Origin of the sequence: Spirillospora sp. NPDC000708, assembly GCF_040299565.1 — a bacterium.
Lineage (GTDB): Bacteria > Actinomycetota > Actinomycetes > Streptosporangiales > Streptosporangiaceae > Spirillospora.
In genome coordinates, this window is record NZ_JBEPCJ010000028.1 from 1 (window position 1) to 23,733 (window position 23,733).

Genomic DNA, 23,733 nt, shown 5'->3' on the forward strand with positions numbered 1-23,733 from the left:
TGCGATCGCTGCATCGCTTCGACTCGCCCTGGGGGCTCGCTGCGCGATCGGATTCTCGCTCCGCTCGAATCCGGCTTCGCTCGCGATCGCGACGGGTCGGGTCGGCGCGTGGCGGGGGCGCGGGCTGAGGCCGGTGCGCAGAGTCGCTGTACAAAAAGCACCGGCCCCGGGCGCTTTCGCGTCCGGGGCCGGTTTGGTCTCGCTCGGGTCAGCTCGCCTCGTTGAGAAGCTTCGCGACCCGGGAGACGCCCTCGACGAGGTCGTCGTCGCCCAGGGCGTAGGAGAGGCGGAAGTAGCCGGGGGTGCCGAACGCCTCGCCGGGCACCAGCGCGACCTCGGCCTCCTCCAGGATCAGCGACGCCAGCTCCACCGACGTCTCCGGGCGCTTGCCGCGGATCTCCTTGCCCAGCAGCGCCTTCACCGACGGGTACGCGTAGAACGCGCCCTCCGGCTCCGGGCACACCACGCCGGGGATCTCGTTCAGCATCCGCACGATCGTCTGGCGGCGCCGGTCGAACGCCTTGCGCATCTCCGCGACCGCCGACAGGTCGCCGGTCACCGCGGCGAGCGCGGCGGCCTGCGAGACGTTCGCCACGTTCGACGTCGCGTGCGACTGCATGTTCGCGGCGGCCTTCACCACGTCCGCCGGGCCGATCAGCCAGCCCACCCGCCAGCCGGTCATCGCGTACGTCTTCGCGACCCCGTTCAGCACCAGGGTCCGGTCGGCCAGCTCCGGCACCACGACGGGCATCGAGTGGAACTCGGCGTCCCCGTACACCAGGTGCTCGTAGATCTCGTCCGTGATCACCCAGAGGCCGTGCTCGTCGGCCCACCGGCCGATCGCCTCGATCTCGTCGCGCGAGTACACCGCGCCCGTCGGGTTGGACGGGGAGACGAACAGCAGCACCTTCGTCCGGTCGGTGCGGGCCGCCTCCAGCTGCTCGACGCTCACCTTGTAGCCGGTGGTCTCGTCGGCGACCACGTCCACCGGCACGCCGCCCGCCAGCTTGATCGACTCGGGGTAGGTCGTCCAGTACGGGGTCGGGACGAGCACCTCGTCGCCCGGGTCCAGCAGCGCCGCGAACGCCTCGTACACCGCCTGCTTGCCGCCGTTGGTCACCAGGACCTGCGACGCGTCCACCTTGTAGCCGGAGTCCCGCTCGGTCTTCTCGGCGATGGCGGCGCGCAGCTCGGGCAGGCCGCCCGCCGGCGTGTACTTGTGGAAGCGGGGCACCCGGCAGGCGGTGACCGCCGCCTCGACGATGTAGTCCGGGGTCGGGAAGTCGGGCTCGCCCGCGCCGAAGCCGATGACCGGGCGACCGGCCGCCTTCAGGGCCTTGGCCTTGGCGTCCACGGCCAGCGTGGCGGACTCGGATATCGCGGCGATGCGCTTGGAGATGCGAGGACGGTCGATGCTCATATCCCTATCGTTACAGAAGCGAGGCCATGACCCGAGCGATATACCGGGCCCGGTGACATGGCCTTCGCGGCGGCCGCGCGGGTTTCCGCGCCGTCCGGTTCGACGCGGAGCCCTCGGCGACGTAGACTCCTCTCCCTAGTGACGCGTCACCGGCATACGACCCTGTCCGCACACGGGCACACCCAAGAGGTCGTAAGCTGGGGCACGGCACCGACCCGGTCCCGCGGCCGGGGTGTTCTCCTTAGCCGGAGAATGAAGGGCAGTGGCTCAATTGGTAGAGCTCCGGTCTCCAAAACCGGCGGTTGGGGGTTCGAGTCCCTCCTGCCCTGCGAGGTGCGGTGCGCGCACCGGTGCCGGCCGCGCCACGGCGCCCGCCGTGGCGTTCCGCGGCGCGGGCCGCGCGACAACCACTGGGTGGTTGGAACACGACCTATGAGGTGAACGGCGGCAATGGCGACTGAGACGCGCGGCGAGGCCGCGGCCAAGGACGAAGGCAAGGGGAAGTCCGCCCCCAGGCGGACCACTCCGGCGCTGTTCGTGCGCCAGGTCATCGCCGAGCTGCGCAAGGTCATCTGGCCGACCCGCCGCGAGCTCGTCACCTACACGACCGTGTCCCTGATGTTCGTGCTCATCATGGTCGCGATCGTGTCCGGCTTCGACTACGGCCTGCAGCAGGGGATCTACAAGATCTTCGGCTGAGGCCGGCCGGCGGAGCGGTCATCGCCGCCCGGCGCCGCACCACCCGGCAAGAAGCACCGCCAATCCCATCACCGCAGACGTCCGGAGAGAGAGTCACCGTGTCCGAGCCCTCACAGCCGCCCTACGACGAGGCCGTTGACGAGGCCCAGTCCGCCGCGGCTGCTGCGGCCGGCCAGGCGGCCGAGCCCGCCGAGGACGCGGCCGAGGCCGCCGTCGCCGCCGGCGAGGCCGTGCCCGCGGACGAGAAGCTCGAGGGCGAGGGCGTCGCGCCCGACGCCGCCGCGGACGCCGCCGACCTCGCCGAGGCCGTCGAGGGCCCGGACGCCGCCGACGCCGCGGACGCGCCCGCCGGCGAGGACGACGCGGAAGGCGAGGACGAGGAGGCCGAGGCCGAGCCGCCCGCCGACCCGTACGCCGACTTCAAGATGCAGCTGCGCCTCCAGCCGGGCGACTGGTACGTCGTGCACTCCTACGCGGGGTACGAGAACCGGGTCAAGACCAACATCGAGACCCGCACCCAGACCCTCAACATGGAGGACTACATCTTCCAGATCGAGGTCCCCCAGCACGAGGTGACCGAGATCAAGGGCGGCAAGCGGCAGAAGGTCAACGAGAAGGTCCTGCCGGGCTACATCCTCGTCCGGATGGAGCTGACCGACGAGTCGTGGGCCGCGGTCCGCAACACGCCGGGCGTGACCGGGTTCGTCGGCCTGCTGAACAAGCCGTCCCCGCTGAGCCTGGACGAGGTCGCGAACCTGCTGGCGCCCGAGCCGGAGGAGGGCGTCGCCAAGGCCAAGGAGCAGGCCAAGGTCGCCGCCACCGTCGACTTCGAGGTCGGCGAGTCGGTCACCGTCATGGACGGCCCGTTCGCCACCCTCCCCGCCACCGTCAACGAGATCAACGCCGAGCAGCAGAAGCTCAAGGTGCTGGTGTCGATCTTCGGCCGGGAGACCCCGGTCGAGCTGAGCTTCAACCAGGTCTCCAAGATCTGACCGCCGCCGCCCGTCCGGCGCGGTCTGATCAGCACGTAGTCTTGACGGGTCGTCCTCGCCTCGGCGAGGGCGACCCGATGCTCGTCTCGCCTCCGGGCGAGGGACATCGATCGGCCCCGCGCATGCGGGGATGGCCCCAACATCGCCGCGCTCGTCAAGGCGCAGCTTTGCTCCCCGCGCACGCGGGGATGCGGGGTCGGCCAAGGTCCCAACACGGTGGTCATGTTCCGCCCGCCGCGTTGCCCGGAGAACCGGGAGTCGGGACCACAGCGAAACGGAACGCAGAGGAGAGACATGCCTCCGAAGAAAAAAGTGGCGGCCCTGGTCAAGGTCCAGCTGCAGGCGGGCCAGGCCACGCCGGCGCCGCCGGTGGGTACCGCGCTCGGCCCGCACGGCGTCAACATCATGGACTTCTGCAAGCAGTACAACGCTGCGACGGAGTCCCAGCGCGGCAACGTCATCCCCGTAGAGATCACCATCTACGAGGACCGCTCGTTCTCCTTCGTCACCAAGACCCCGCCGGCCGCGCAGCTCATCCTGAAGGCCGCCGGTGTGGAGAAGGGCAGCGGCGAGCCGCACAAGACCAAGGTCGGCTCGGTCACCGCGGACCAGATCCGCGAGATCGCCACGACCAAGATGCCCGACCTCAACGCCAAGGACCTGGCGGCCGCGGAGAAGATCGTCGCGGGCACCGCGCGGTCGATGGGCATCGAGGTCAAGTAGTTCACCACCCAGTGGCAGGGCCGGGCGCGGCCCGTACCACGAGTTCCTTGGAGGAACGAGCATGAAGCGCAGCAAGGGCTACCGCGCGGCGGCCGAGAAGATCGACCGGGAGCGGCTGTACAGCCCGGCCGAGGCCGTCAAGCTGGCCAAGGAGACCACCGTCACCAAGTTCGACGCGACCGTCGAGGTCGCGCTGCGGCTCGGGGTCGACCCCCGCAAGGCCGACCAGATGGTGCGCGGCACCGTCAACCTGCCGCACGGCACCGGCAAGACCGCCCGGGTGCTGGTGTTCGCGGGCGGCGCGAAGGCGGAGGAGGCCCGCGAGGCCGGCGCAGACCTGGTCGGGTCGGACGACATGATCGAGCGGATCCAGGGCGGTTTCCTGGATTTCGACGCGGTCGTGGCGACGCCGGACCAGATGGGCAAGGTCGGCCGCCTCGGCCGGGTGCTCGGTCCGCGCGGCCTGATGCCGAACCCGAAGACCGGCACCGTGACGATGGACGTGGCCAAGGCCGTGTCCGACATCAAGGGCGGCAAGATCGAGTTCCGGGTGGACCGGCACGCGAACCTGCACTTCATCATCGGCAAGGCGTCCTTCAACGAGCGCCAGCTGGTGGAGAACTACGCGGCGGCGGTCGAGGAGATCCAGCGGCTCAAGCCGTCCGCGGCCAAGGGCCGGTACGTGAAGAAGGCCGCGCTGACGACGTCGATGGGGCCGAGCATCCCCGTCGACCCGAACGCGGTCCGCAACCTCACCGCGGAGCTCGAGGAGGCCTGATCACGGGCTTCCCCGCCCGCGGGTGACACGGGCGAAACGGCAGGGCGTCTCCATCCGGAGGCGCCCTGCCGCGTTTCCGGGGCCCTTCCCGCTGAGCGGCACCGGCGGGTCCGGCGGTGCGCCTCGGCCGGTAGATTGCGTCGCCGGATCGCGAGAGAGGGGCGTGATGGGCGGATCGCCGCGCGGGGACCTCCACCGGCTCTACGACGTGCTCGACGCGGCGGCGGACGGCGCCCCCGACGCTCCGGCGCTGTCGGTGGACGGGACGGCCTGGACGTTCCGGGAGCTGCGCGCGCGGACGGACGCCCTCAGCGCCTATCTCGGCGAGCGGTGCCCGCCGGGGGCGCGCGTGGCGCTGCTGGCGCACAACCGGCTGGAGTACGTGGCCGCCTATTACGGGGTGCCGCGTGACGGGCGCGTCCTCGTGCCGCTCAACCAGCGGCTTCATCCGCGCGAGTGGGCCGACCAGATCGTGCGCAGCGGCGCGTCGCTCGTGCTCGGCGAGACGGACCTGCTCGACCGGCTCGCTGCCGAGGGAGAACTCGGTGCCGGCCGTCCTCCGCTCGTGCCCGTCACCGATCTGCCCTGGGACGCGCCGCGGCGACCGGACCGCACGGAGACGGGGCCGGATGGCGTCGCGTGGCTGATGTTCACCAGCGGGACGACGGGCCGTCCCAAGGGGGTGCGGCTCACGCACGGGAGCCTGCTCGCGGGCTTGAGGGTGTCGGCGTCGGGGCGGCCGGTCCGTCCGGGCGACGTGTTCTGCACGCCGTTCCCGCTCTGCCATGTGGCGGGCTACCAGGTGATGCTGCATCACCTGTACGGGCGGCATGCCGTGGTGATGCGCCGGTTCCGTCCGGCGGACCTGGTGGAGGCGGTGCGCCGGCACGGTGTCACGAACGTGTCGCTGGCGCCGACCATGCTGGAGGACCTGCTCGCGCACCTGGCCGGCGACCCGGCGGCGCTGGAGGTGCTGCGCGGCGGCCTGCGGGTGGTCTCGTACGGGTCGGCGCCGATGCCGGTCCCGCTGCTGCGCCGCGTCCACGACATGCTCGGCTGCGACCTCAACCAGGGCTTCGGCATGACGGAGCTGTCCGGAAACGCGACGTTCCTGTCCCCGGACGACCACCGGGCCGCCATCGCGTCGCGACCGGGGCTGGCGGCGTCGGCGGGACGTCCCGCGGAGGGCGTCGAGATCCGGGTGGTCGGCGAGGACGGGGCGCCCGTCCCCACGGGCGCGCTCGGCGAGGTCGTCGTGCGGGGCGCGCAGGTCACGCCCGGCTACTGGGACGATCCGGACGCGACGGCGGAGGCGTTCGCGGGGGACTGGTTCCGCACCGGCGACGTCGGCCGCGTCGACGAGGACGGCTACCTCTACCTGGTCGACCGCCTCAAGGACGTGATCGTCACCGGGGGCGAGAACGTCTCGTCCCGGGAGGTGGAGGACGTGCTGCGCACGGTCCCGGGCGTCGGGGAGGTCGCCGTGGTCGGGCTGCCGGACCCGCGCTGGGGCCAGTCGGTGTGCGCGGTGATCGTGGCCGACGGCGCGCGGCCGGCGGACGAGGAGCTGATCGGCGCGTGCCGGGCGAGGCTCGCCGGGTTCAAGACGCCGCGCCGCATCGAGTACGTCGACGCGCTGCCGCGCACCGGCAACGGCAAGGTCCGCAAGTCGGTGCTCCGCGACCGCCTCGCCGGGGGCTGAGGCTCCGGCCGCGCCGTGAGCGGGGGCGTCACGTCGCGATCATGCCGTTGACCTGCGGGATACCGCGCGTCGGGTCCGGATCAGGACAATTCTATTGGACGGATTGTTTTGTTGTGATTGGTGTGGTTGGTGTTGAATCGTCCCCGTGAAGCGCCGAACCGACCGGATCATCGCCGTCTCCGCCGTCACGGCCGTGGCCGTCGTGCCCACCGCGATCCTGATGGCGGTGAAGACCGGCGTCATGTCGTCGAAGGACTCGGGCGCCCTGCCGCCGAGCGCGCAGATGGCGCAGGCGGACCCGGCGAACCCGAACAACGCCACGTCGGGCGCGGTGGCGCCGTCCGCGTCCGGCGCACCCGGCTCGGGCACCGGGACCGGCGGCGGCGCGGGCGCGCCGGGCGGGCGGACGGCCGGGCCGGGCGGCGCCGCGGCGAACCCGTCGCCGAAGCCGGGCCCCGAGCTGAGGTCGTTCGTCCGCAAGACGAGCGTGAAGCTCACGATCGGGACGGGCGGCGACTACAAGCAGGCGTCCGAGACCGCGACGATCAGCCTGTGGCCCTCGTTCTCGATGAACGCGGTCGGCGTCACGCAGACGATGAAGGACGGCACGCTCAGCAAGATCACGCAGAAGGTGATCGTGAGCGGCAGCACGCTGTCCGGGTTCGACGGCGAGAAGTGGACGAAGTCCAAGCTCAGCGCCGCGCAGCTGGAGAAGCTGCGGACGGGGTCGGACCCGCGGCAGTTCACGTACATCATCCGCGGGGTGCCCGGCAACGTGGTGACCGGCCCGGACGCGAACGGCCGCACCCACTATCTCGCGCAGGCGCTGATGGGCAGCGTGTACGGCCTGCTGCCGAAGGAGACCGCGGACGCGGTCCGCGAGGTCGTCCCGGACGACGTCGGCATCTCGCTGGACCTGTGGTCGGGCAAGCAGGACCGTCCGGCGACGATCGGGCTGTCCGCGACGGCGCCCGACGGGACGTTCGCCGGCTCCATGACGTTCGGCTCCTACCGCTGACGCCCTCCCGAAACGCCCGCCGCGCGCGCTCTGGCGCATGGCCGTTCGGCCATGGGCGGGGTACGCCGATGGTCGTACCGGCCTAAGCCCCGTTCGTACCACCGGGGGATGTAGCGCCGTTAACGCCTCGACAGACTGGGAACACCAGCAGGGCGACAAGGGAGGCCGAAACCTCATGAACCGACGACTGGTAGTGGCCGCCGGAGGCACCGCCGTGGGTGCCGCGCTCCTCCTGTCCGGGTGCAACGGGGACGGGTCGGGCTCGAACGCGAACATGAAGCTCAGTGCCAACGAGGCGCTGCTGAAATCGTCACAGAAGACGGCGCAGTCGGACACCTTCAAGGCCGACCTGACCGTCACCGGCACCGGCTCGGACTCCGGCAGGATCCACGCGACGGGCCAGTTCCGGCTCAAGCCGGCGCTGAAGTTCAGCGCGCAGCTCGACGACGTGACGCACAACGGGCAGACCGTTCCGGGCGCCAAGGGCCAGGCGATCTTCACCGACAACACGCTCTACGCCAAGGTGCCGCAGCTCGCGCAGTTCATCAGCGGCGGCAAGCCGTGGGTGAAGATCGACGTGAACCAGGTGTCCCAGCGCACCGGCTTCGACGTGCAGGGCCTGGTGAACCAGGTCGAGAAGGTGAACCCGGCCGAGCAGACCAAGATGTTCACCGGTTCCAAGGACGCCCACCGGGTCGGCACCGAGACGATCGACGGCGTCAAGACCGTCCACTACGCGGGCACGGTCACCGTCAAGGACGCGCTGAACCGGCTCGACGCCCAGACCCGCGACAAGGTCGACGGGTGGCTGCCGAAGGACCACGCCAACGGCAAGATCAACTTCGATCTGTGGACGGACGGGAACAACCTGCCCCGCAAGCTCGTGTCCAAGTCGTCCGACAAGCAGGGCGACAACGGCTCGGTGACGGTGCTCTACAGCGACTACGGCAAGTCCTTCGGGGTGAACGCGCCGCCGTCCGACCAGGTCGGCACCATGTCGCTGGGCTCGCTCCTCGGCAAGAACTGACACACAGGTCACGCCGGGCGACACGGGACAGACTGAACCCCGCTAGTCTCCCCTGCGTCTCATACAGGGTCCGGTCCGAGCGTCCGGGCTCCATGACGCAGACCGAGGAGATGCACCCATGATCCGACGTTTCGCCGCGGGCACGGCGGTCGCCGCCGGCCTCGCCCTCGCGCTGACCGGCTGTCTCGGCGACGCCGGGAACAAGGTGGACGAGGCCGGCAAGAACATCAAGCTGACCGCCGCGGAGGCGCTCGGCAGGACGGCCCAGAAGACCGGGAAGATCGACTCGTTCCAGGCCGACATGTCGATGACGTCGACGGGCTCGCCCACCGGCGACATCAACATGGCCGGGACGATGCAGTACCGGACCAAGCCGGACCTCGCCTTCAGCATGGACTTCGGCAGCATGTCGGTCGGCGGCAAGTCGATGGCCGGCATGAAGGAGGTCCTGGTCGGCCGCACCATCTACATGAAGATCCCGCAGCTCGCGCAGCTCGGCGGCGGCGCGTCCGCCAAGCCCTGGGTGAAGATGTCGCTGGACGAGGTCGGCGCGAAGTCCGGCTTGAACATGGACCAGCTGCTCCAGCAGTCGCAGCAGATGGACCCGGTGCAGAACACCAAGATGCTGACGGCGTCCAAGGACGCCCGCGAGGTCGGCAAGGAGACGGTGAACGGCGTCCGGACCACCCACTACACCGGCACCTACCGGGTGGCGGACGCGGTCGCCAAGCTCCCCGCCGACCAGCGGCAGGCGTACGAGAAGAACCTGGCGAAGTCCGGCATGAACGGCGACATGAACTTCGACCTGTGGGTGGACGGGCAGCAGCTGCCCCGCAAGATGACGATGAAGACCGGCCAGACGGCCGCCGGCGTCATGACGATCACGACCACCTACCGCGACTTCGGCAAGCCGGTGCAGGTCAGCGCGCCGCCGGCGAGCCAGGTCACCGACTTCGACGCGCTGCTCAAGAGCATGGGCAACGGCCTGGCCCCCGGCGCCTGACGGGGACGACCCGCAAGCGAACGACGGAACCACCGACGGAGGGCCGCGCCGGCAGACCGGCGCGGCCCTCCGCGCGGACGCGGCCTCGCGCGGACGCGGCCACGTGTGGATGCGGCCACGCGCCGATTTGGCCTCGCGCCGCTCCGGCACGTACTCTGTTGTCTGCCGAAGACCGCCGGTCGCCGTTCCGCGAGGGACGGCCGAAGGTCCCGATCCGTTCGGGCGGCCTGCGTAGGTGAGACGAGAGCCTTCCGCTCGGCCTTTCCCGGGCCTGGCAAGACGCCCCGTGCACACCTGCGCCGGGGCGTTTTTTGGTGGATCGGCGCCTGACCCGCGAGGGCCGGGCGCGGATCGTGACCACCCAGGTAATCGGAAGGAGGCCACATGGCTAAGGCCGAGAAGGCCGCGGCGATCGCCGAGCTCAAGAACGATTTCGAGAGCTCCAACGGCGCCGTGCTGACCGAGTACCGCGGGCTGACGGTGGCGCAGCTCAAGGAGCTGCGCACCAACCTCGGCGAGACCGCGAAGTTCGCCGTGGTGAAGAACACGCTGACCAGGCGCGCCGCGAACGAGGCCGGTGTCGACGAGCAGTTCCGTGAGCTGCTCGAAGGCCCGTCGGCCATCGCGTTCGTCCGCGGCGACGTGGTCGAGGCCGCCAAGGGCCTGCGTGACTTCGCCAAGGCCAACCCGCTGCTGGTGATCAAGGGCGGCTTCATCGACGGCAAGTCGATGGACGCCGCGGAGATCACCAGGCTCGCGGACCTCGAGTCCCGCGAGGTCCTGCTGGCCAAGCTGGCCGGCGCGATGAAGGGCTCCATGGCCAACGCGGCCGCGCTCTTCAACGCCCTGCCGACGCAGGCGGCCCAGCTCGCCGAGGCGCTGCGCGCCAAGCGCGAGGCCGGCGGCGAGTCCGCCGAGGCCCCCGCCGACGCGCCGGCCGCCGAGGCCGCCGACGAGGCACCCGCCGAGTAGGCAACCCGCGGTTCCCCTTAAACCCCAGATCCTGAAGCCATAGCGGAGGAAACATCATGGCGAAGCTCAGCACCGACGAGCTGCTCGACGCGTTCAAGGAGATGACCCTCCTCGAGCTGTCCGACTTCGTGAAGCAGTTCGAGGACGTCTTCGACGTCAAGGCCGCCGCGCCCGTCGCGGCCGCCGTCGCGCCGACCGGCGCGGCCCCGGCTGCCGAGGAGGCCGCCGCGCAGGACGAGTTCGACGTCATCCTCGAGGGCGCCGGCGACAAGAAGATCCAGGTCATCAAGGAGGTTCGCACCCTGACGAGCCTCGGCCTCAAGGAGGCCAAGGACCTGGTCGACGGCGCGCCGAAGCCGCTGCTCGAGAAGGTCAACAAGGAGACGGCCGACAAGGCCAAGGAGGCCCTGGAGAAGGCCGGCGCGACGGTCACCGTCAAGTAAGGCCCTCCGGAGCGTCCCGGAGCCCGCGCGGCTCCGCTGCTCTTTCGAGGCGGCCGTCCCACCTTCGGGTGGGGCGGCCGCCTTTTCGTGTCACCGGGCCCGTTCGCTCGGGCGGGGCCGTTCGGATCGGTGGGTCCGTGCGGGTCGGTGGGTCTGTTCGCATTGGCGGGCCGAGTCGCGTCGGCGGGCTTCGTCGGGTGCCTTCGCAGGTGAACGGGGTCGCGCCGGGGGCCTGCCGCGGGCGCCTTGTCGGGGTGGCGCAACAGAGGGCCCGTTTCTGGTGCGTTTCCTGTGGGCGAGTGATAAAGAGCTGGTGAAAAGCGTGTGCCGGTGCGGGTTGTGCGGTAGTCGGCGGGCGGCGTACCGTCCCGTTCTGACGCTGTGGCCACACCCGGCCGCCCTGTCCCGGCCGGCGGCTCCAGCGCGCCGCCGCACCCCTGGCTTGAGGCGCCGGTTCTTGGACCACTAGTCTCATAGAGCCCGTAAGTAACGATTGTCTTACGACGTCGGATTTTGCCGCTGATCTGGGGCGGAACCCCTTCCATTTGGACGGGGGGCCGCTACGGTAGTGGCACCCGTCACGGCTACCGGGCGGTAGCAACGAGACGGACACGAGGTGTGACGGGCAGGCAAGAGCCAGAGTGCTACTCGCTCATTGGTTCGGGATTCCCCCCGGCCTGGACGAAAGGTGACGAGTGGGCGTCGAGATCAGAGTCGAGGGCCTGACCAAGTCCTTCGGCCGCCAGGTGATCTGGCAGGACGTGTCGCTGACCATTCCCGCAGGTGAGATCTCCGTTCTTCTGGGCCCGTCCGGTACCGGCAAGTCGGTCTTCCTGAAGTCCCTCGTCGGCCTGCTCAAGCCGAACCGCGGGCACATCTGGATCGGCGACAAGGACCTCCCGTACCTGCCCGAGTCGCAGCTCTACGAGACCCGCAAGCTGTTCGGCGTGCTGTTCCAGGACGGCGCGCTGTTCGGGTCGATGAACCTGTTCGACAACATCGCCTTTCCGCTGCGCGAGCACACCAAGAAGTCCGAGTCCGAGGTCAAGCGCATCGTCTTCGAGAAGATGGAGATGGTCGGCCTCCTCGGCGCCGAGCACAAGCTGCCCGGCGAGATCTCCGGCGGTATGAAGAAGCGCGCCGGCCTCGCCCGCGCCCTCGTGCTGGACCCCGAGATCCTGCTGATCGACGAGCCGGACTCCGGCCTCGACCCCGTCCGCACCGCGTTCCTGAACCAGGTGTTCATCGACCTGAACGCGCAGCTCAACGCGACGTTCCTGATCGTCACCCACGACATCAACACCGCCCGCACCATCCCCGACAACATCGGCCTGCTGTACCAGCGGAACCTGGCCATGTTCGGGCCGCGGGAGATGCTGCTGTCCAGCGAGGAACCGGTCGTCCGGCAGTTCCTCAACGCCAGCAAGATCGGCCCGATCGGCATGTCGGAGGAGAAGGACGCCTCCGAGCTGGAGGCCGAGGCGAAGATGGGCCTCGACTCGGGCAAGCTGCCCCCCATCCCGCCGCAGCAGATGGCCAGCAACGGCATGCTGCGGGCCGGCATGCACGCCCCCGGCGCCTGGTGCGCCGCGCACGGCGTCACGCCGCCGCCCGGGTCGTTCATCGACGACCTCGGCCGCAACTGGGTGGAGGAGTGGCCGCGGTACGTGGCGTCCATGTCCGCCGGCGCGGCCGCCGCCCCGGCGGCCCCGGGCGGACCGCCGCCCGCGGGCCCCCCGCCCGGCGGCCCCGGCGCCCCCGGCATGTTCCCCGGCAGCCCGCCGCCCGGCGCGCCCGGAGGTGCGGCGTACTGATGTCCACTCCTGGTATCGGCGCGGACCAGCGAGGGGGAAGGCGGACCGGAGGGTCCTCCGGCACGCTCCGCAAGATCGGGGACGGCGCGGCCAACGTCGCGATCAAGGAGCCCGGCCGCTTCTTCGGCATGTGCCTGGACACCGGGCGGCAGCTGTTCCGCCCGCCCTTCCAGTGGCGCGAGTTCATCGAGCAGGCCTGGTTCATCGTCAGCGTCACCGTCGTCCCCACCATGCTGGTCGCCATCCCGTTCGGCGGCGTGCTGTCGCTGCAGGTGGGCGGGCTCATCCGGCAGCTGGGCGCGCAGTCCTACACCGGTGCGACCGCGGTGGTCGCGATCGTCCGCGAGGCCAGCCCGCTGGTCACCTCGCTGCTGGTCGCGGGCGCCGCGGGGTCGGCGATGTGCGCCGACATCGGCTCCCGCAAGATCCGCGAGGAGATCGACGCCATGGAGGTGCTCGGGATCAACCCGCTGCAGCGCCTCGTGGTGCCGCGCACCCTCGCGTGCGCGTTCGTCGCGCTGTTCCTGAACGGCCTGGTGTCGGTGGTCGGCCTGCTCGGCGGCTACTTCTTCAACGTCGTGCTGCAGGACGGCACGCCGGGCGCCTACCTCGCCTCGTTCAACGCGATCGCGCAGCTGCCCGACCTGGTGCAGGCGGAGATCAAGGCGTTCGTGTTCGGCATCACCGCCGGGCTGGTCGCGGCCTACAAGGGCCTGAACGCCAAGGGCGGCCCGAAGGGCGTCGGCGACGCGGTCAACCAGACCGTGGTCATCACCTTCATGCTGCTGTTCGTCGAGAACTTCATCATCTCGACGCTGTACACCCAGTTCGTCCCGGCGAAGGGCATGTGATGGCGGCCCCAACGAAGGCGGGGAAGGCCGTCAGCCGGGCGATCAGCGGTCCCCTGGACCGGCTGGACGACTTCGGCCACCAGATGTCGTTCTACGTCCGCGCGTTCGCGTGGACGTTCCGGGTGCTGCGCCGGTACCGCGTCGAGGTGCTGCGGCTGCTGGCCGAGGTGAGCCTCGGCACCGGCGGCCTCGCCGTCATCGGCGGCTCGGTGGTGATCGTCGGCTTCATGACGTTCTTCACCGGCAGCCAGGTCGGCCTGGAGGGCTACGAGTCCCTCGACCAGATCGGCACCGCCGCGTTCACCGGCTTCATCGCCTCCTACTTCAACACCCGCGAGATCGCGCCGCTGGTGTCGGCGCTGGCGCTGTCGGCCACGGTCGGCTGCGGTTTCACCGCCCAGCTCGGCGCGATGCGGATCTCCGACGAGATCGACGCGCTCGAGGTGATGGCGGTCCCGTCGATGCCGTTCCTGGTCACCACCCGGATGATCGCGGGGATGGTCGCGGTGATCCCGCTGTACGTGGTGGGCCTGCTGGCCTCCTACGGCGCGACGCGCGTCATCGTGACGATGTTCTACGGCCAGTCGACCGGCACCTACGACCACTACTTCCATCTGTTCCTGCCGCCGCACGACATCTACTGGTCGTTCGGCAAGGTGATCATCTTCTCGGTGCTGGTGATGCTGATCCACTGCTACTACGGCTACAACGCCAGCGGCGGCCCGGCCGGCGTCGGCATCGCGGTCGGCCGCGCGGTGCGCACCAGCATCGTGGTGATCAACGTGGCGGACCTGCTGCTCGGCATGGCCATCTGGGGCACCAGCACCGGCGTCCGGATCGCGGGGTGACGCGGCCATGAGCGAACGGATGCGCTACCGCGTGCTCGGGCTGGCCATGATCCTCGTGATCGTGATGCTGCTGGCGCTGACCGTGGCGTTCTACAACAAGTGGTTCACGCCGGTGACGAACGTGAAGGTCGCGACGGAACGGGCCGGGCTGCAGCTGCTGCCGCACGCGGACGTGAAGGTCCGCGGCATCATCGTCGGCGAGGTCCGCGGCACGCACGTGTCCGGCAGTGGCGCGACGCTCGACCTCGCGCTGGACCCCGGCAAGGCCAAGCTGATCCCGAACAACGTGCAGGCGCGGCTGCTGCCGAAGACGCTGTTCGGCGAGAAGTACGTCGACCTGGAGATCCCGCAGCAGCCGGGCCCGCAGGGCCTGCGCGCCGGCCAGACGATCCAGCAGGACCGCTCCCAGCAGGCCGTCGAGATCAACAAGGTGCTGGACGACCTGCTGCCCGTCCTCCAGGCCGTGAAGCCGGCCGAGCTGAACACCACCCTGAACGCGCTGGCCACGGCGCTGCAGGGCCGCGGCGACCAGATCGGCCAGGACATCGACGAGGCCAACACGCTGCTGCAGAAGATCAACCCGCAGCTGCCGACGCTGGTGCACGACCTGCACAGCCTCGCCGACGTGTCCGACATCTACGACCAGGCCGCGCCGGACCTGCTGCAGACGCTGCGCAACATCAACGTGACCAGCCGGACGATCACCGACAAGAAGGCGACGATCGAGCAGCTGATCCCGGCGACGACCGCGCTCGCGCAGGACGGCGACGCGTTCATGACGCAGAACGCGCCGAAGATCGTCGGCGTGAACATCGCGAGCCGCACCGGGCTGTCGCTGATCGCCCGGTACTCGCCGTCGCTGCCGTGCGTGTTCGCCGGGCTGGTGAAGCTGCGGCCGGAGGCCGAGCGGGTGGCCGGCGGCAACGGGTCCAAGACCTTCAACCTGACCGTCGAGATCGTCAAGCCGCGGCCGGGCTACAAGTACCCGCTGGACCTGCCCGAGGCCAAGGACCAGCGCAACCCGCGCTGCTACGGGCTGCCGAACCCGAAGGTCCCCTCGCCGGACTACCTGGCACTGGACGGCACCCAGGACGACCTGTGGTGGAAGAACCCCGATGACCCCAACGGCGGCAGCGGCGGCGGCGCGCGCGGGCGCGGCATCTCCGACGTGTTCGTCGACCCGGGCGCGATGAGCGAGAACGACAAGATCAAGAACATCGTGGGGCCGATGACGCGGACCCCGGCCGACGAGGTCTCCGACGTCGCCTCGCTGATGTACGGGCCGCTGCTGCGCGGATCGGTGGTGACGATCAAGTGAGGACGACCAGCGCCGCGATCAAGCTCGGCATCTTCGTGGTGCTCACCGCGCTCGCCACCGGCGTGCTCGCGATGACGATCTCCAACGCCCGGTTCGGGCCGTCCCGCGAGTACAAGGCGATCTTCACCGACGCGACCGGGCTGCTCGACAACGACGACGTGCGCGTGGCGGGCGTCCGGGTCGGCCAGGTGAAGAGCGTCAAGCTGTACCACGGCAACCAGGCCCAGGTGACGTTCAGCATCCAGAAGAGCGGCGTGTTCGAGGCGGGGCTGCCGGCGTCCACGCAGGCGCAGATCCGCTACCGCAACCTGATGGGGCAGCGGTACCTGTCGCTGAGCGACGGCGCCGGGCAGGCCAACAGCTACCTCAGGACCGGCGGCACGATCCCGGTCGCGCAGACCCAGCCCGCGCTCGACCTCACCGCGCTGTTCAACGGGTTCCACCCGCTGTTCCAGGCGCTGGAGCCGAAGGACGTCAACACCCTCGCCACCCAGATCATCCAGGTGCTGCAGGGCGAGGGCGGGACGGTCAACAGCCTGCTGTCGCACGTGGCGTCGCTGACCAACACCCTCGCCGACCGCGACCAGGTGATCGGCGACGTGATCGACAACCTGAACACCGTGCTCGGCACGATCGACGACCGGCACCAGCAGGTCGAGCAGCTGATCACGGACCTGCGCGGGTTCGTCAGCGGGGTGTCCGGCGACCGGCAGGCGATCTTCGACTCGGTGTCGGCGATCAACCAGCTGACCGGGACCACCGCGGGCCTGCTGAAGCAGTCGCGGCCGGGGATCAAGAGCGACATCGCCGGGCTGAAGCAGCTCACCGGGACCCTCAACGCCAACAGCGGCCAGGTCAACTCGGCCCTGGAGGGCTCGCCGAGGACGCTGCAGAAGCTGGTCAGCATCTCCCAGTACGGCTCCTGGTTCAACATGTACATCTGCGGCCTCGACGCGCGGGTGCGGCTGCCGGGCGGACCGGTCTACCAGACGCCGGCGATCGTGAACGAGAACGCGAGGTGCAAGTAGATGAGGATCCCGTTCCGGGAGCGCAACCCGGTCCCCATCGCCCTCATCGGCTTCGCGGTGATCGTCCTGGCGCTCGTGCTGGCGATGAACCTCGGGAACATCCCGTTCGTCAACGGCGGCACCACGCACACCGCCACGTTCGCGGAGGCGGCCGGGCTGAAGTCGGGGGAGGAGGTCCGGATCGCCGGCGTCAAGGTCGGCAAGGTCACCGGGCTCGACCTCGACCACGGCCACGTCAAGGTCACTTTCCAGGTGGACAAGAACGTCCGGCTCGGCGACCGCACGCAGGCCGACATCAAGATCAAGACGCTGCTCGGCCAGCACTTCCTGGCGCTCACCCCGCAGGGGACCGGAAAACTCGGCCGCAACATCCCGCTGAAGGACACGCACACGCCGTTCGAGGTCGTGCCGGCGATCAGCCAGCTGAGCCAGCGCGTCGACAAGATCGACACGGTGCAGCTCGCCAAGTCGTTCGACACCCTCTCGGACACCTTCAAGAACTCCCCGCCGGAGGTGCGGGCGTCCCTGCAGGGGCTGCGCCGGCTGTCGAACACCGTCGCGTCCCGCGACGACCAGCTGCACGAGCTGGCCGGCAAGGCCAAGGACGTCTCGCAGCTGCTGGCCGACCGCAACCAGGACTTCGCCAAGCTCGTCCAGGACGGCGACAAGGTCCTCCAGGCCGTGCAGGCCCGCCGCGCCGTGATCCACCAGCTGCTGGTCAACACGGTCACGCTGTCGCAGCAGGTGAACGCGCTGATCAGTGAGAACCAGGCGCAGCTGAGGCCGATGCTGGACAACCTCACGAAGGTCAACCGGATCCTGCTGAAGAACCAGGACAACCTGGACCGGACGATCCAGCTGTTCGCGCCGTACGCCCGGCAGTTCTCCGACGTCGTCGGCACCGGCCGCTGGTTCGACTCCTACATCCAGAACCTTCTCCCCATCCCCGCCTCGATCCAGGACGCCCCGAAGAGCACGGGCACCGGGACGGGCGCCACGACCCAGGGCGGCGGCCAGCAGAAGCAGAACGGCCGGACCGGTACCGGCAACAACAGCGACAACCCGTTGCCCTTCCTCCCGTGAGCAGGCAGGTCATAAGTGCGCAGTGTTAGCTCCGACCCCCTGCCGGGGGCCCGCCCCCGCCAGTCCGCGTTGATACTTCGCCTGGGCGGCGCGATCCTCGCCGTCGCGGTGCTGGCGGCCGCGCTCGTCCTGCTCCTGCAGGAACCCAAGCAGCGGCACATGACGGCCTACTTCACCAAGACCGTCGGCCTCTACAAGGGCGCCGAGGTCCGCATCCTCGGCATCCCCGTCGGCGAGGTCACCAGCGTCAAGCCCGTCGGCGACGCGGTGAAGGTCGGGCTGAAGTGGGACGCCAAGTACAAGGTCCCGGCGAACGCCCAGGCCGTCATCGTCAACCAGAGCCTGGTCGCCGACCGGTACATCCAGCTGACCCCCGCCTACACCGGCGGGCCCGTGCTGGCGGACGGCGCGACGCTGACCACCAGCCGCACCCAGGTCCCGGTCGAGGTGGACGAGGTCGGCGGCAGCCTGAACGACCTCACCAAGGCGCTCGGCCCGCAGGGCGCGAACGCCACCACCCCCGACAAGCAGCAGGGCTCGCTGTCGCGGCTGCTGCAGGTCGGCGCGCAGAACCTGCAGGGGCAGGGCGAGGACATCCGGCAGACGATCGCCGACACCTCGCAGATGCTGAGCACGCTCAGCACCGACCGCGGCGACATCGCCACGACGATCCGGAACCTGCGGATCATCACCGACACGATGAAGGCCAACGACCAGCAGATCCGGTCGTTCAGCACCCACCTGAACGGGGTGTCCGGCCAGCTGGACGGGGAGAAGGAGGAGCTCAGCGCGGCCCTCAACACCCTCGCCCCGACGCTGCGGAACGTGCAGAAGTTCATCAAGGACAACCGCACCGAGCTGTCGTCGAACGTCCGGCAGCTCGCGCAGGTCACCGGCGTGCTGGTGAAGGAGAAGGACGCGCTGGCCGAGGTGCTGACCGCCGGCCCGCTCGCCATCAACAACCTGGCCCGCGCCTACGACCCGATCAGCGGCACCATCCACACCCGCGACAACTTCCGCCAGTTCAACAACCTGGCCGACTGGGTGTGCTCGCTGGCGTACTCGGTCGGGACGCCCGCCAAGCAGTGCCTGGACTTCGTCAAGCCGTACAACGGCATCGGCAAGGCACTGGCCGGGGTCAGCCTGGACCTGTCCTGGATCACCGCGCTGACCACGCACTACGACCCGGTGCCGATCCCGCCCGACGCCTACGGTCCCGGCGGCCGCGGCGGTTCCACGACCACGAAGACCTCGAAGACCGCCAAGACGACGAAGACGGGCACGGCGACCGCGCACGACCCGAAGAGCATCACCTCGCTGCTGCCCGGAGGTGCCGGATGAGCAGGACACCCCGCAGGCTGCGCACGGGCCGGGCGCCGGTCGAGGGTCGGTCGCCGGTGCGGTGCGGCAGGCTGTTCGGCGCCGCCGTCCTCGCGGGCGTCACGGCGCTGTCGGGCTGCTCGTTCAGCGGCGTCTCGTCGCTGCCGCTGCCCGGCGGCCCCGACCTCGGCCCACACCCCCGCACGGTGAAGATCGAGTTCGCGAACGTGCTGGACCTGGTGCCGCAGTCGGTGGTCAAGGTCAACGACGTGTCGGTCGGCAAGGTCACGAAGGTCGACCTCGCCGGCGGCAGCGCCGGCTGGCACGCCGTCGTCACCGTCAAGGTGCGCGGCGACGTCAACCTGCCGGACAACGCGCACGCGACGATCAGCCAGACGAGCCTCCTCGGCGAGAAGTTCGTCCAGCTGGAGCCGCCGACCAGCGAGCCGCCGACCGGGCGGCTCGGCTCCGGCGACGTCATCCCGCTGTCGCGCACCGGCCAGGGCACCGAGATCGAAGAGGTGCTGTCGGCGATGTCGCTGCTGCTGAACGGCGGCGGCATCCAGCAGGTCGCGACGATCAGCCACGAGCTGCAGGCCGCGATGAGCGGCCGGGAGGGCTCGATCCGCGCGGTGCTGCAGCGGGTCGACACCTTCGCCGGGACGCTGGACACCAACCGCGCCGCGATCACCCGCGCGCTGGACAGCCTCGACCGGCTCACCGGCAAGCTGTCCGACGAGCGCAAGACGATCACCGACACCATCGACGAGACCGGCCCGGCGATCGCGGTCCTCAAGCGCAACCGGGCCGACCTCACGAAGATGCTGGTCGCGCTGAACAAGCTCAGCCGCACCACCACCGACGTGATCGACAAGTCGCAGGCGAACTTCGTGGCGAACCTGCGGGACCTGAACAAGATCCTCGCCAACCTCAACAAGGCCGGCTCCGACCTGCCGAACGCGCTCCAGTCGCTGATCACCTTCCCGTTCCCGCCGACCTTCGCCAACGTCATCCAGGGCGACTACGGCAACGTGAAGCTCACCGTCGACCTGGACTTCAACGACCTCGCCCAGAACCTGCTCGGCGGCACCGACCTGGAGAACCAGATCGGCAGCGGCAAGCAGATGCGCAACATGCTGCAGGTGCCCAACGTGACCCTTCCCGACTCGCCGCTCGGCTCGCTGCCGCAGTCGTCCGGCGGCGGCGCCGGCGGGCTGCCCGGCCTGCCCGGCGCGACCACGCCGACGCCGACGCCGACCAAGGGCGCGAAGACGAAGGGCTCCGGCGGCTCGAAGACCGGCGCGCTGCCCCCGGCCTCGGGCGACGACGGTCTGCGGACCCTGATGGGGGGCCTCTGGTGATCCTCAAGCGCGGCGTCATCGTCCAGCTGATCGCCTTCGCGGTGATCACGGTCGTCGGCGTGACGATCGTCCTGGTGAACTACATCGGCGTCGGCCGGCAGGTCCTCGGCAAGCAGTACACCGCCTACGTCGACCTGACCGACTCCGGCGGCGTGTTCACCAACGCCGAGGTCACCTACCGCGGCGTGCCCGTCGGCCGGGTCGGGCCGATGTCGCTCACCAAGGACGGCATCAAGGTCAAGCTGCAGCTCGACCGCGGCAAGCGCATCCCTCGCGACGGCACCAAGGCGATCGTCGCGAACCGGTCCGCGGTCGGCGAGCAGTACATCGACCTCGAACCCAGCAAGAGGACCGGCCCCTACCTCGACCAGGGCGCGCCGTACACGATCCCGGCGAACATGACCACGCTCCCGGTGCGCACCGAGGAGCTGCTCCGCAACGTCGACCAGCTCGTCGGGTCGGTGAACACCAAGGACCTCGGCACGATCGTCGACGAGCTGGGCCGGGCGTTCAACGGCTCCGCGTCGGACCTGCAGTCGATCCTGGACGACACGCACCGGCTGCTGGAGACCGCGAACCAGACCTACCCGGACACCAAGCAGCTCCTCGACAACAGCGTGACGGTGCTCGACACCCAGCGCAGCGAGGCCGCGAACATCCGCGGCTTCGCCCGCAACCTCAACGACTTCACCGCCTCGCTCCGCAAGGACGACCCGGCCCTGCGCCAGACGATCGACAACGCCCCGGGCGCCGTCGACCAGACCCACAAGGCCATCGACCAGCTCGCCCCGACGCTGCCGACGCTGCTGGCGAACCTGTCCACCACCGGGCAGGTCATCACGTCCCGGCAGGCGGGCCTGCGGTCGCTGTTCATCCTCTACCCGGTCGAGGTGGCGGGCGCGTTCACCGTCACCCCCGGCGACGGCACCCAGCACCTCGGCCTCGACCTGAACATCAGCTCGCCGCCCGCGTGCACCAAGGGCTACGAGGGCGTGAAGCACCGCTGGCCGCAGGACACCTCGCTGCGCAACCCGCCGCTGAACGTCGGCTGCAAGGCCCCGCACGACTCGTCGACCGCCGTGCGCGGCGCCCGCAACTTCCCCAAGGACGAGCTCTCGCCCGTCCCGGCGCTGCCCCCCGGCGCCACCGCCGGCGCCGGGTTCCCGGCCGGCGGCGCGTCCGGGACGGGCTCGGACGCCGGCTCCGGCTCGTCCGAGGCCAAGGGGAAGGGCAAGACCTCCGGCGGCGGCGCGGGGAACGGCCAGGCCGCCGCGGCGGCGGCGGCGCCCACGGGCGAGCTGTCGAATGGGCGGCTGTACCTGTCGTATCCGGCCAATTCAGTGGAATTCGCTGGATACGATCCGTCGACGGGCGCGGTCTACGGGCCGGACGGCAAGAAGTACGTCATGCCACGGACCGCCGGCAACCGTGAGTTGGGAGATTCCTCGTGGAAGTGGCTCATGCTCGGACCCCTGAGCCAGTGAGGCGGGGCCGATGAGACGCCTCTCACCGCAGATCGCCACCATCGCCCTCGGCGTGCTCGTCGTCGCGCTCGCCGTCTTCACCGGCGTCTACTCCGTCCGCGTGTACCACGGCAAGGACGCCGCCGACCAGCGCGCGAAGGCGACGCAGTCGGCCCGCCAGATGGGCGTCAACCTGATGACGATCAGCTCGTCGTCCGCCCAGAAGGACATCGACCGGATCATGGCGGGTGCCACCGGCGACCTGAAGAACAAGCTCGGCTCCCAGTCCAAGACCCTGATGGACACGCTGAGCCAGACGCAGGCCAAGTCGACCGTCAACCAGGTCGAGGCCGGGGTCGTCTCCATGGACGGCGATTCCGCCGAGGTGATGGTCTCCCTCAACGGGACCGTCACCAACCCGAAGGTGAAGGACGGCGCCCCGCGCGCCTACCGGTACCTCATGGAACTCAGCCGGGTCGGTGACCGCTGGCTCGTCGCCAACCTGGAGGTGGTCCCGTGACCATGCTCGGCCGGGGCAAGCGCTCCGCACCGGAGAAGGGCAAGGGCTCCCGCAAGGACGGCGCGGCGGGCAAGAACGGCGCCGAGGGCAAGGACGGCGGCGAGGGCAAGGGCGGCGAGGGCCGCACCCGCACGGCCGCCGAGCAGGCCGCGAAGGCCGAGGAGGCCGCCGAGGCGGCGCGGCTCGCCGAGGAGGCGGCCGAGCGCGCCCGGGAGGCCGCGCGGCTGGCGCAGATCGCCGCTGAGGCGGCCGCGGCGGCCGACGAGGCCGACGAGGCCGACGAGGACGACGGCGACGACGCCCCCGCGGGCGCGGGGAAGGCCGTCAAAACGGCTGTGAAGCCCCGCCGTACCAAGAAGGCCCCCGAAAGCGGCCCTGAGGACGACGAGCCCGCAGCGGACGTCTCAGCGCCCACTGAGGCATCGGCCGCCGATGTCGACGAGGTCGAGACGGGCGCCAAGCCCGAGAAGACCGAGAGCGGCTCGGCCGGCACCGAAGAGGAGACCGACGCCGAGGACGAGACCGGCGAGGACGCGGAAGGCGACTCCGAGGACGACGCCAAGGCGGAGGCCGACGACTCCGACGACGACGAGGACGAGGACGACGCGCCCAAGGCGAAGCGCGGCCGGCTGACCCTCAAGAAGTCCGCCAAGGTCGAGGCCGACGACTCCGACGACTCCGACGACGACGAGGACGACGCCGCACCGGGTCGCCGCTTCGGCACCGGCGGGTTCACCTTGCTCGCCGTGCTGGTCGTCCTGGTCATCGCGTTCGGCACCGCGTCGACGCTGCTGTTCCTCAAGGCGCAGGAGCAGAGCGCCACGGACGACGCCCGCAAGAACGGCCTGTGGGCCGCGTCCAAGGCCGCCCAGGAGCTGTCGTCCTACGACTACCGGACGATCGACACCGACACGAAGGCCGCCGCCGCCATGACGACGGGCAAGCTGCACGACGACTACGTCAAGCAGATCCCGTCCTTCAAGGCGCAGGCGACCGCGCAGCAGCTCATCGGGACGACGACGGTGATGAAGACCGGCGTGATCAGCGCGACCCCGGACCGGGTCGTGGCGCTCGTCTACGCCGACCGCTCGTCCGCCACCAAGAACGACAAGACGCAGCAGCTCCCCGAGTCGCTGCGGCTGAAGATGACCATGGTCAAGGTCCACGGGAAATGGCTCGCCGAGAAGGTCGACGTCATCTCCTGACGCGCCGCCCCTTCGAGAGCGCCCGAGGATCAGCGCCTCCCGACGGCCCGCCGGCCCCCCCGGCGGGCCGGCCGCGCGTAGAGCGGGCCCCCCCCCGCCCCGCGCGGGCCCCCCGCGCGGGGCCGCCCGGCGCCGCGGGCAGACG

Annotated in this window: 22 protein-coding genes and 1 tRNA gene; 22 read left to right on the forward strand and 1 reads right to left on the reverse strand. The window is 70.2% G+C overall.

Annotation, left to right across the window (positions count from 1 at the left end; genetic code table 11):
• Positions 1-208 precede the first annotated feature (208 nt).
• Entirely contained in the window at positions 209-1,420 is a 1,212-nt protein-coding gene (locus ABT299_RS20830; protein WP_190863955.1) for a pyridoxal phosphate-dependent aminotransferase, read from the reverse strand.
• Positions 1,421-1,676: 256 nt separating this feature from the next.
• Between ABT299_RS20830 and ABT299_RS20835 the strand changes: the two genes are divergently transcribed.
• The 22 genes from ABT299_RS20835 (at position 1,677) to ABT299_RS20940 (ending at position 23,588) form a co-directional block, all read left to right on the forward strand.
• Positions 1,677-1,749 (forward strand) — tRNA-Trp (locus ABT299_RS20835).
• 121 nt (positions 1,750-1,870) lie between these two features.
• Positions 1,871-2,119: a preprotein translocase subunit SecE gene (gene secE, locus ABT299_RS20840; RefSeq protein ID WP_190863957.1), complete on the forward strand. Its 249-nt coding sequence runs from the start codon at positions 1,871-1,873 to the stop codon at positions 2,117-2,119.
• A gap of 98 nt (positions 2,120-2,217) precedes the next feature.
• Complete coding sequence (gene nusG / locus ABT299_RS20845) at positions 2,218-3,111, forward strand: transcription termination/antitermination protein NusG (protein ID WP_347256964.1); 894 nt, start codon at positions 2,218-2,220, stop codon at positions 3,109-3,111.
• Positions 3,112-3,405: 294 nt separating this feature from the next.
• The gene (rplK, locus tag ABT299_RS20850) at positions 3,406-3,834 is read left to right on the forward strand and encodes a 50S ribosomal protein L11 (RefSeq protein ID WP_387021939.1); all 429 of its coding nucleotides are present in this window, start codon (positions 3,406-3,408) and stop codon (positions 3,832-3,834) included.
• Positions 3,835-3,895: 61 nt separating this feature from the next.
• On the forward strand, positions 3,896-4,612 hold the full coding sequence (gene rplA, locus ABT299_RS20855) for a 50S ribosomal protein L1 (RefSeq protein ID WP_190863961.1): 717 nt from the start codon (positions 3,896-3,898) through the stop codon (positions 4,610-4,612).
• Positions 4,613-4,778: 166 nt separating this feature from the next.
• Positions 4,779-6,314, forward strand: coding sequence for a class I adenylate-forming enzyme family protein (locus tag ABT299_RS20860; RefSeq protein WP_500251729.1), 1,536 nt, complete (start codon positions 4,779-4,781; stop codon positions 6,312-6,314).
• Positions 6,315-6,459: 145 nt separating this feature from the next.
• Positions 6,460-7,332 carry a hypothetical protein gene (locus tag ABT299_RS20865; RefSeq protein WP_500251730.1) on the forward strand — a complete coding sequence of 291 codons (873 nt, stop codon included), beginning with the start codon at positions 6,460-6,462 and terminating at the stop codon, positions 7,330-7,332.
• Between the two features lie 175 nt (positions 7,333-7,507).
• Positions 7,508-8,359, forward strand: coding sequence for an SCO4651 family lipoprotein (locus ABT299_RS20870; RefSeq protein WP_500251731.1), 852 nt, complete (start codon positions 7,508-7,510; stop codon positions 8,357-8,359).
• Positions 8,360-8,477: 118 nt separating this feature from the next.
• Positions 8,478-9,362 (forward strand): SCO4651 family lipoprotein, encoded by an 885-nt coding sequence (locus ABT299_RS20875; protein ID WP_190863977.1) that lies wholly within the window; start codon positions 8,478-8,480, stop codon positions 9,360-9,362.
• A gap of 384 nt (positions 9,363-9,746) precedes the next feature.
• On the forward strand, positions 9,747-10,334 hold the full coding sequence (gene rplJ / locus ABT299_RS20880) for a 50S ribosomal protein L10 (protein WP_190863979.1): 588 nt from the start codon (positions 9,747-9,749) through the stop codon (positions 10,332-10,334).
• A 56-nt stretch (positions 10,335-10,390) separates the two neighbouring features.
• Positions 10,391-10,777 carry a 50S ribosomal protein L7/L12 gene (rplL, locus tag ABT299_RS20885; protein WP_190863981.1) on the forward strand — a complete coding sequence of 129 codons (387 nt, stop codon included), beginning with the start codon at positions 10,391-10,393 and terminating at the stop codon, positions 10,775-10,777.
• Between the two features lie 695 nt (positions 10,778-11,472).
• On the forward strand, positions 11,473-12,591 hold the full coding sequence (locus ABT299_RS20890; RefSeq protein WP_387021923.1) for an ABC transporter ATP-binding protein: 1,119 nt from the start codon (positions 11,473-11,475) through the stop codon (positions 12,589-12,591).
• Positions 12,591-13,442: an MlaE family ABC transporter permease gene (locus ABT299_RS20895; RefSeq protein ID WP_194737337.1), complete on the forward strand. Its 852-nt coding sequence runs from the start codon at positions 12,591-12,593 to the stop codon at positions 13,440-13,442. Before ABT299_RS20890 ends, ABT299_RS20895 begins: the two co-directional genes overlap by 1 nt.
• On the forward strand, positions 13,442-14,290 hold the full coding sequence (locus tag ABT299_RS20900; RefSeq protein ID WP_190862601.1) for an MlaE family ABC transporter permease: 849 nt from the start codon (positions 13,442-13,444) through the stop codon (positions 14,288-14,290). The genes ABT299_RS20895 and ABT299_RS20900 overlap by 1 nt, the downstream gene beginning before the upstream one ends.
• Before the next feature lie 7 nt (positions 14,291-14,297).
• A complete protein-coding gene (locus ABT299_RS20905; protein WP_241756092.1) occupies positions 14,298-15,608 on the forward strand; it encodes an MCE family protein in 1,311 nt (436 codons plus the stop codon).
• Entirely contained in the window at positions 15,605-16,636 is a 1,032-nt protein-coding gene (locus tag ABT299_RS20910; RefSeq protein ID WP_190862603.1) for an MCE family protein, read from the forward strand. The genes ABT299_RS20905 and ABT299_RS20910 overlap by 4 nt, the downstream gene beginning before the upstream one ends.
• Entirely contained in the window at positions 16,637-17,719 is a 1,083-nt protein-coding gene (locus tag ABT299_RS20915; RefSeq protein ID WP_190862606.1) for an MCE family protein, read from the forward strand.
• Between the two features lie 15 nt (positions 17,720-17,734).
• Positions 17,735-19,060, forward strand: coding sequence for an MCE family protein (locus tag ABT299_RS20920; protein WP_500251732.1), 1,326 nt, complete (start codon positions 17,735-17,737; stop codon positions 19,058-19,060).
• Entirely contained in the window at positions 19,057-20,400 is a 1,344-nt protein-coding gene (locus ABT299_RS20925) for an MCE family protein (RefSeq protein ID WP_500251733.1), read from the forward strand. The genes ABT299_RS20920 and ABT299_RS20925 overlap by 4 nt, the downstream gene beginning before the upstream one ends.
• Entirely contained in the window at positions 20,397-21,884 is a 1,488-nt protein-coding gene (locus tag ABT299_RS20930; protein WP_500251734.1) for an MCE family protein, read from the forward strand. The genes ABT299_RS20925 and ABT299_RS20930 overlap by 4 nt, the downstream gene beginning before the upstream one ends.
• A 10-nt stretch (positions 21,885-21,894) precedes the next feature.
• Entirely contained in the window at positions 21,895-22,383 is a 489-nt protein-coding gene (locus tag ABT299_RS20935) for an Rv1363c family protein (RefSeq protein WP_387021906.1), read from the forward strand.
• A 2-nt stretch (positions 22,384-22,385) separates the two neighbouring features.
• On the forward strand, positions 22,386-23,588 hold the full coding sequence (locus ABT299_RS20940) for an Rv1363c family protein (RefSeq protein ID WP_500251758.1): 1,203 nt from the start codon (positions 22,386-22,388) through the stop codon (positions 23,586-23,588).
• Positions 23,589-23,733 lie beyond the last annotated feature (145 nt).

What these genes read in the sequence shown, in the direction of transcription:
- ABT299_RS20925 (WP_500251733.1), top strand. Translation starts at nt 19,057, where the DNA reads ATGAGCAGGACACCCCGCAGGCTGCGCACGGGCCGGGCGCCGGTCGAG.
- ABT299_RS20875 (WP_190863977.1), top strand. Translation starts at nt 8,478, where the DNA reads ATGATCCGACGTTTCGCCGCGGGCACGGCGGTCGCCGCCGGCCTCGCC.
- ABT299_RS20935 (WP_387021906.1), top strand. Translation starts at nt 21,895, where the DNA reads ATGAGACGCCTCTCACCGCAGATCGCCACCATCGCCCTCGGCGTGCTC.
- ABT299_RS20900 (WP_190862601.1), top strand. Translation starts at nt 13,442, where the DNA reads ATGGCGGCCCCAACGAAGGCGGGGAAGGCCGTCAGCCGGGCGATCAGC.
- ABT299_RS20860 (WP_500251729.1), top strand. Translation starts at nt 4,779, where the DNA reads ATGGGCGGATCGCCGCGCGGGGACCTCCACCGGCTCTACGACGTGCTC.
- ABT299_RS20895 (WP_194737337.1), top strand. Translation starts at nt 12,591, where the DNA reads ATGTCCACTCCTGGTATCGGCGCGGACCAGCGAGGGGGAAGGCGGACC.
- rplJ (WP_190863979.1), top strand. Translation starts at nt 9,747, where the DNA reads ATGGCTAAGGCCGAGAAGGCCGCGGCGATCGCCGAGCTCAAGAACGAT.
- secE (WP_190863957.1), top strand. Translation starts at nt 1,871, where the DNA reads ATGGCGACTGAGACGCGCGGCGAGGCCGCGGCCAAGGACGAAGGCAAG.
- ABT299_RS20915 (WP_190862606.1), top strand. Translation starts at nt 16,637, where the DNA reads ATGAGGATCCCGTTCCGGGAGCGCAACCCGGTCCCCATCGCCCTCATC.
- ABT299_RS20905 (WP_241756092.1), top strand. Translation starts at nt 14,298, where the DNA reads ATGAGCGAACGGATGCGCTACCGCGTGCTCGGGCTGGCCATGATCCTC.
- ABT299_RS20940 (WP_500251758.1), top strand. Translation starts at nt 22,386, where the DNA reads ATGCTCGGCCGGGGCAAGCGCTCCGCACCGGAGAAGGGCAAGGGCTCC.
- rplK (WP_387021939.1), top strand. Translation starts at nt 3,406, where the DNA reads ATGCCTCCGAAGAAAAAAGTGGCGGCCCTGGTCAAGGTCCAGCTGCAG.
- ABT299_RS20830 (WP_190863955.1), bottom strand. Translation starts at nt 1,420, where the DNA reads ATGAGCATCGACCGTCCTCGCATCTCCAAGCGCATCGCCGCGATATCC.
- rplA (WP_190863961.1), top strand. Translation starts at nt 3,896, where the DNA reads ATGAAGCGCAGCAAGGGCTACCGCGCGGCGGCCGAGAAGATCGACCGG.
- rplL (WP_190863981.1), top strand. Translation starts at nt 10,391, where the DNA reads ATGGCGAAGCTCAGCACCGACGAGCTGCTCGACGCGTTCAAGGAGATG.
- ABT299_RS20870 (WP_500251731.1), top strand. Translation starts at nt 7,508, where the DNA reads ATGAACCGACGACTGGTAGTGGCCGCCGGAGGCACCGCCGTGGGTGCC.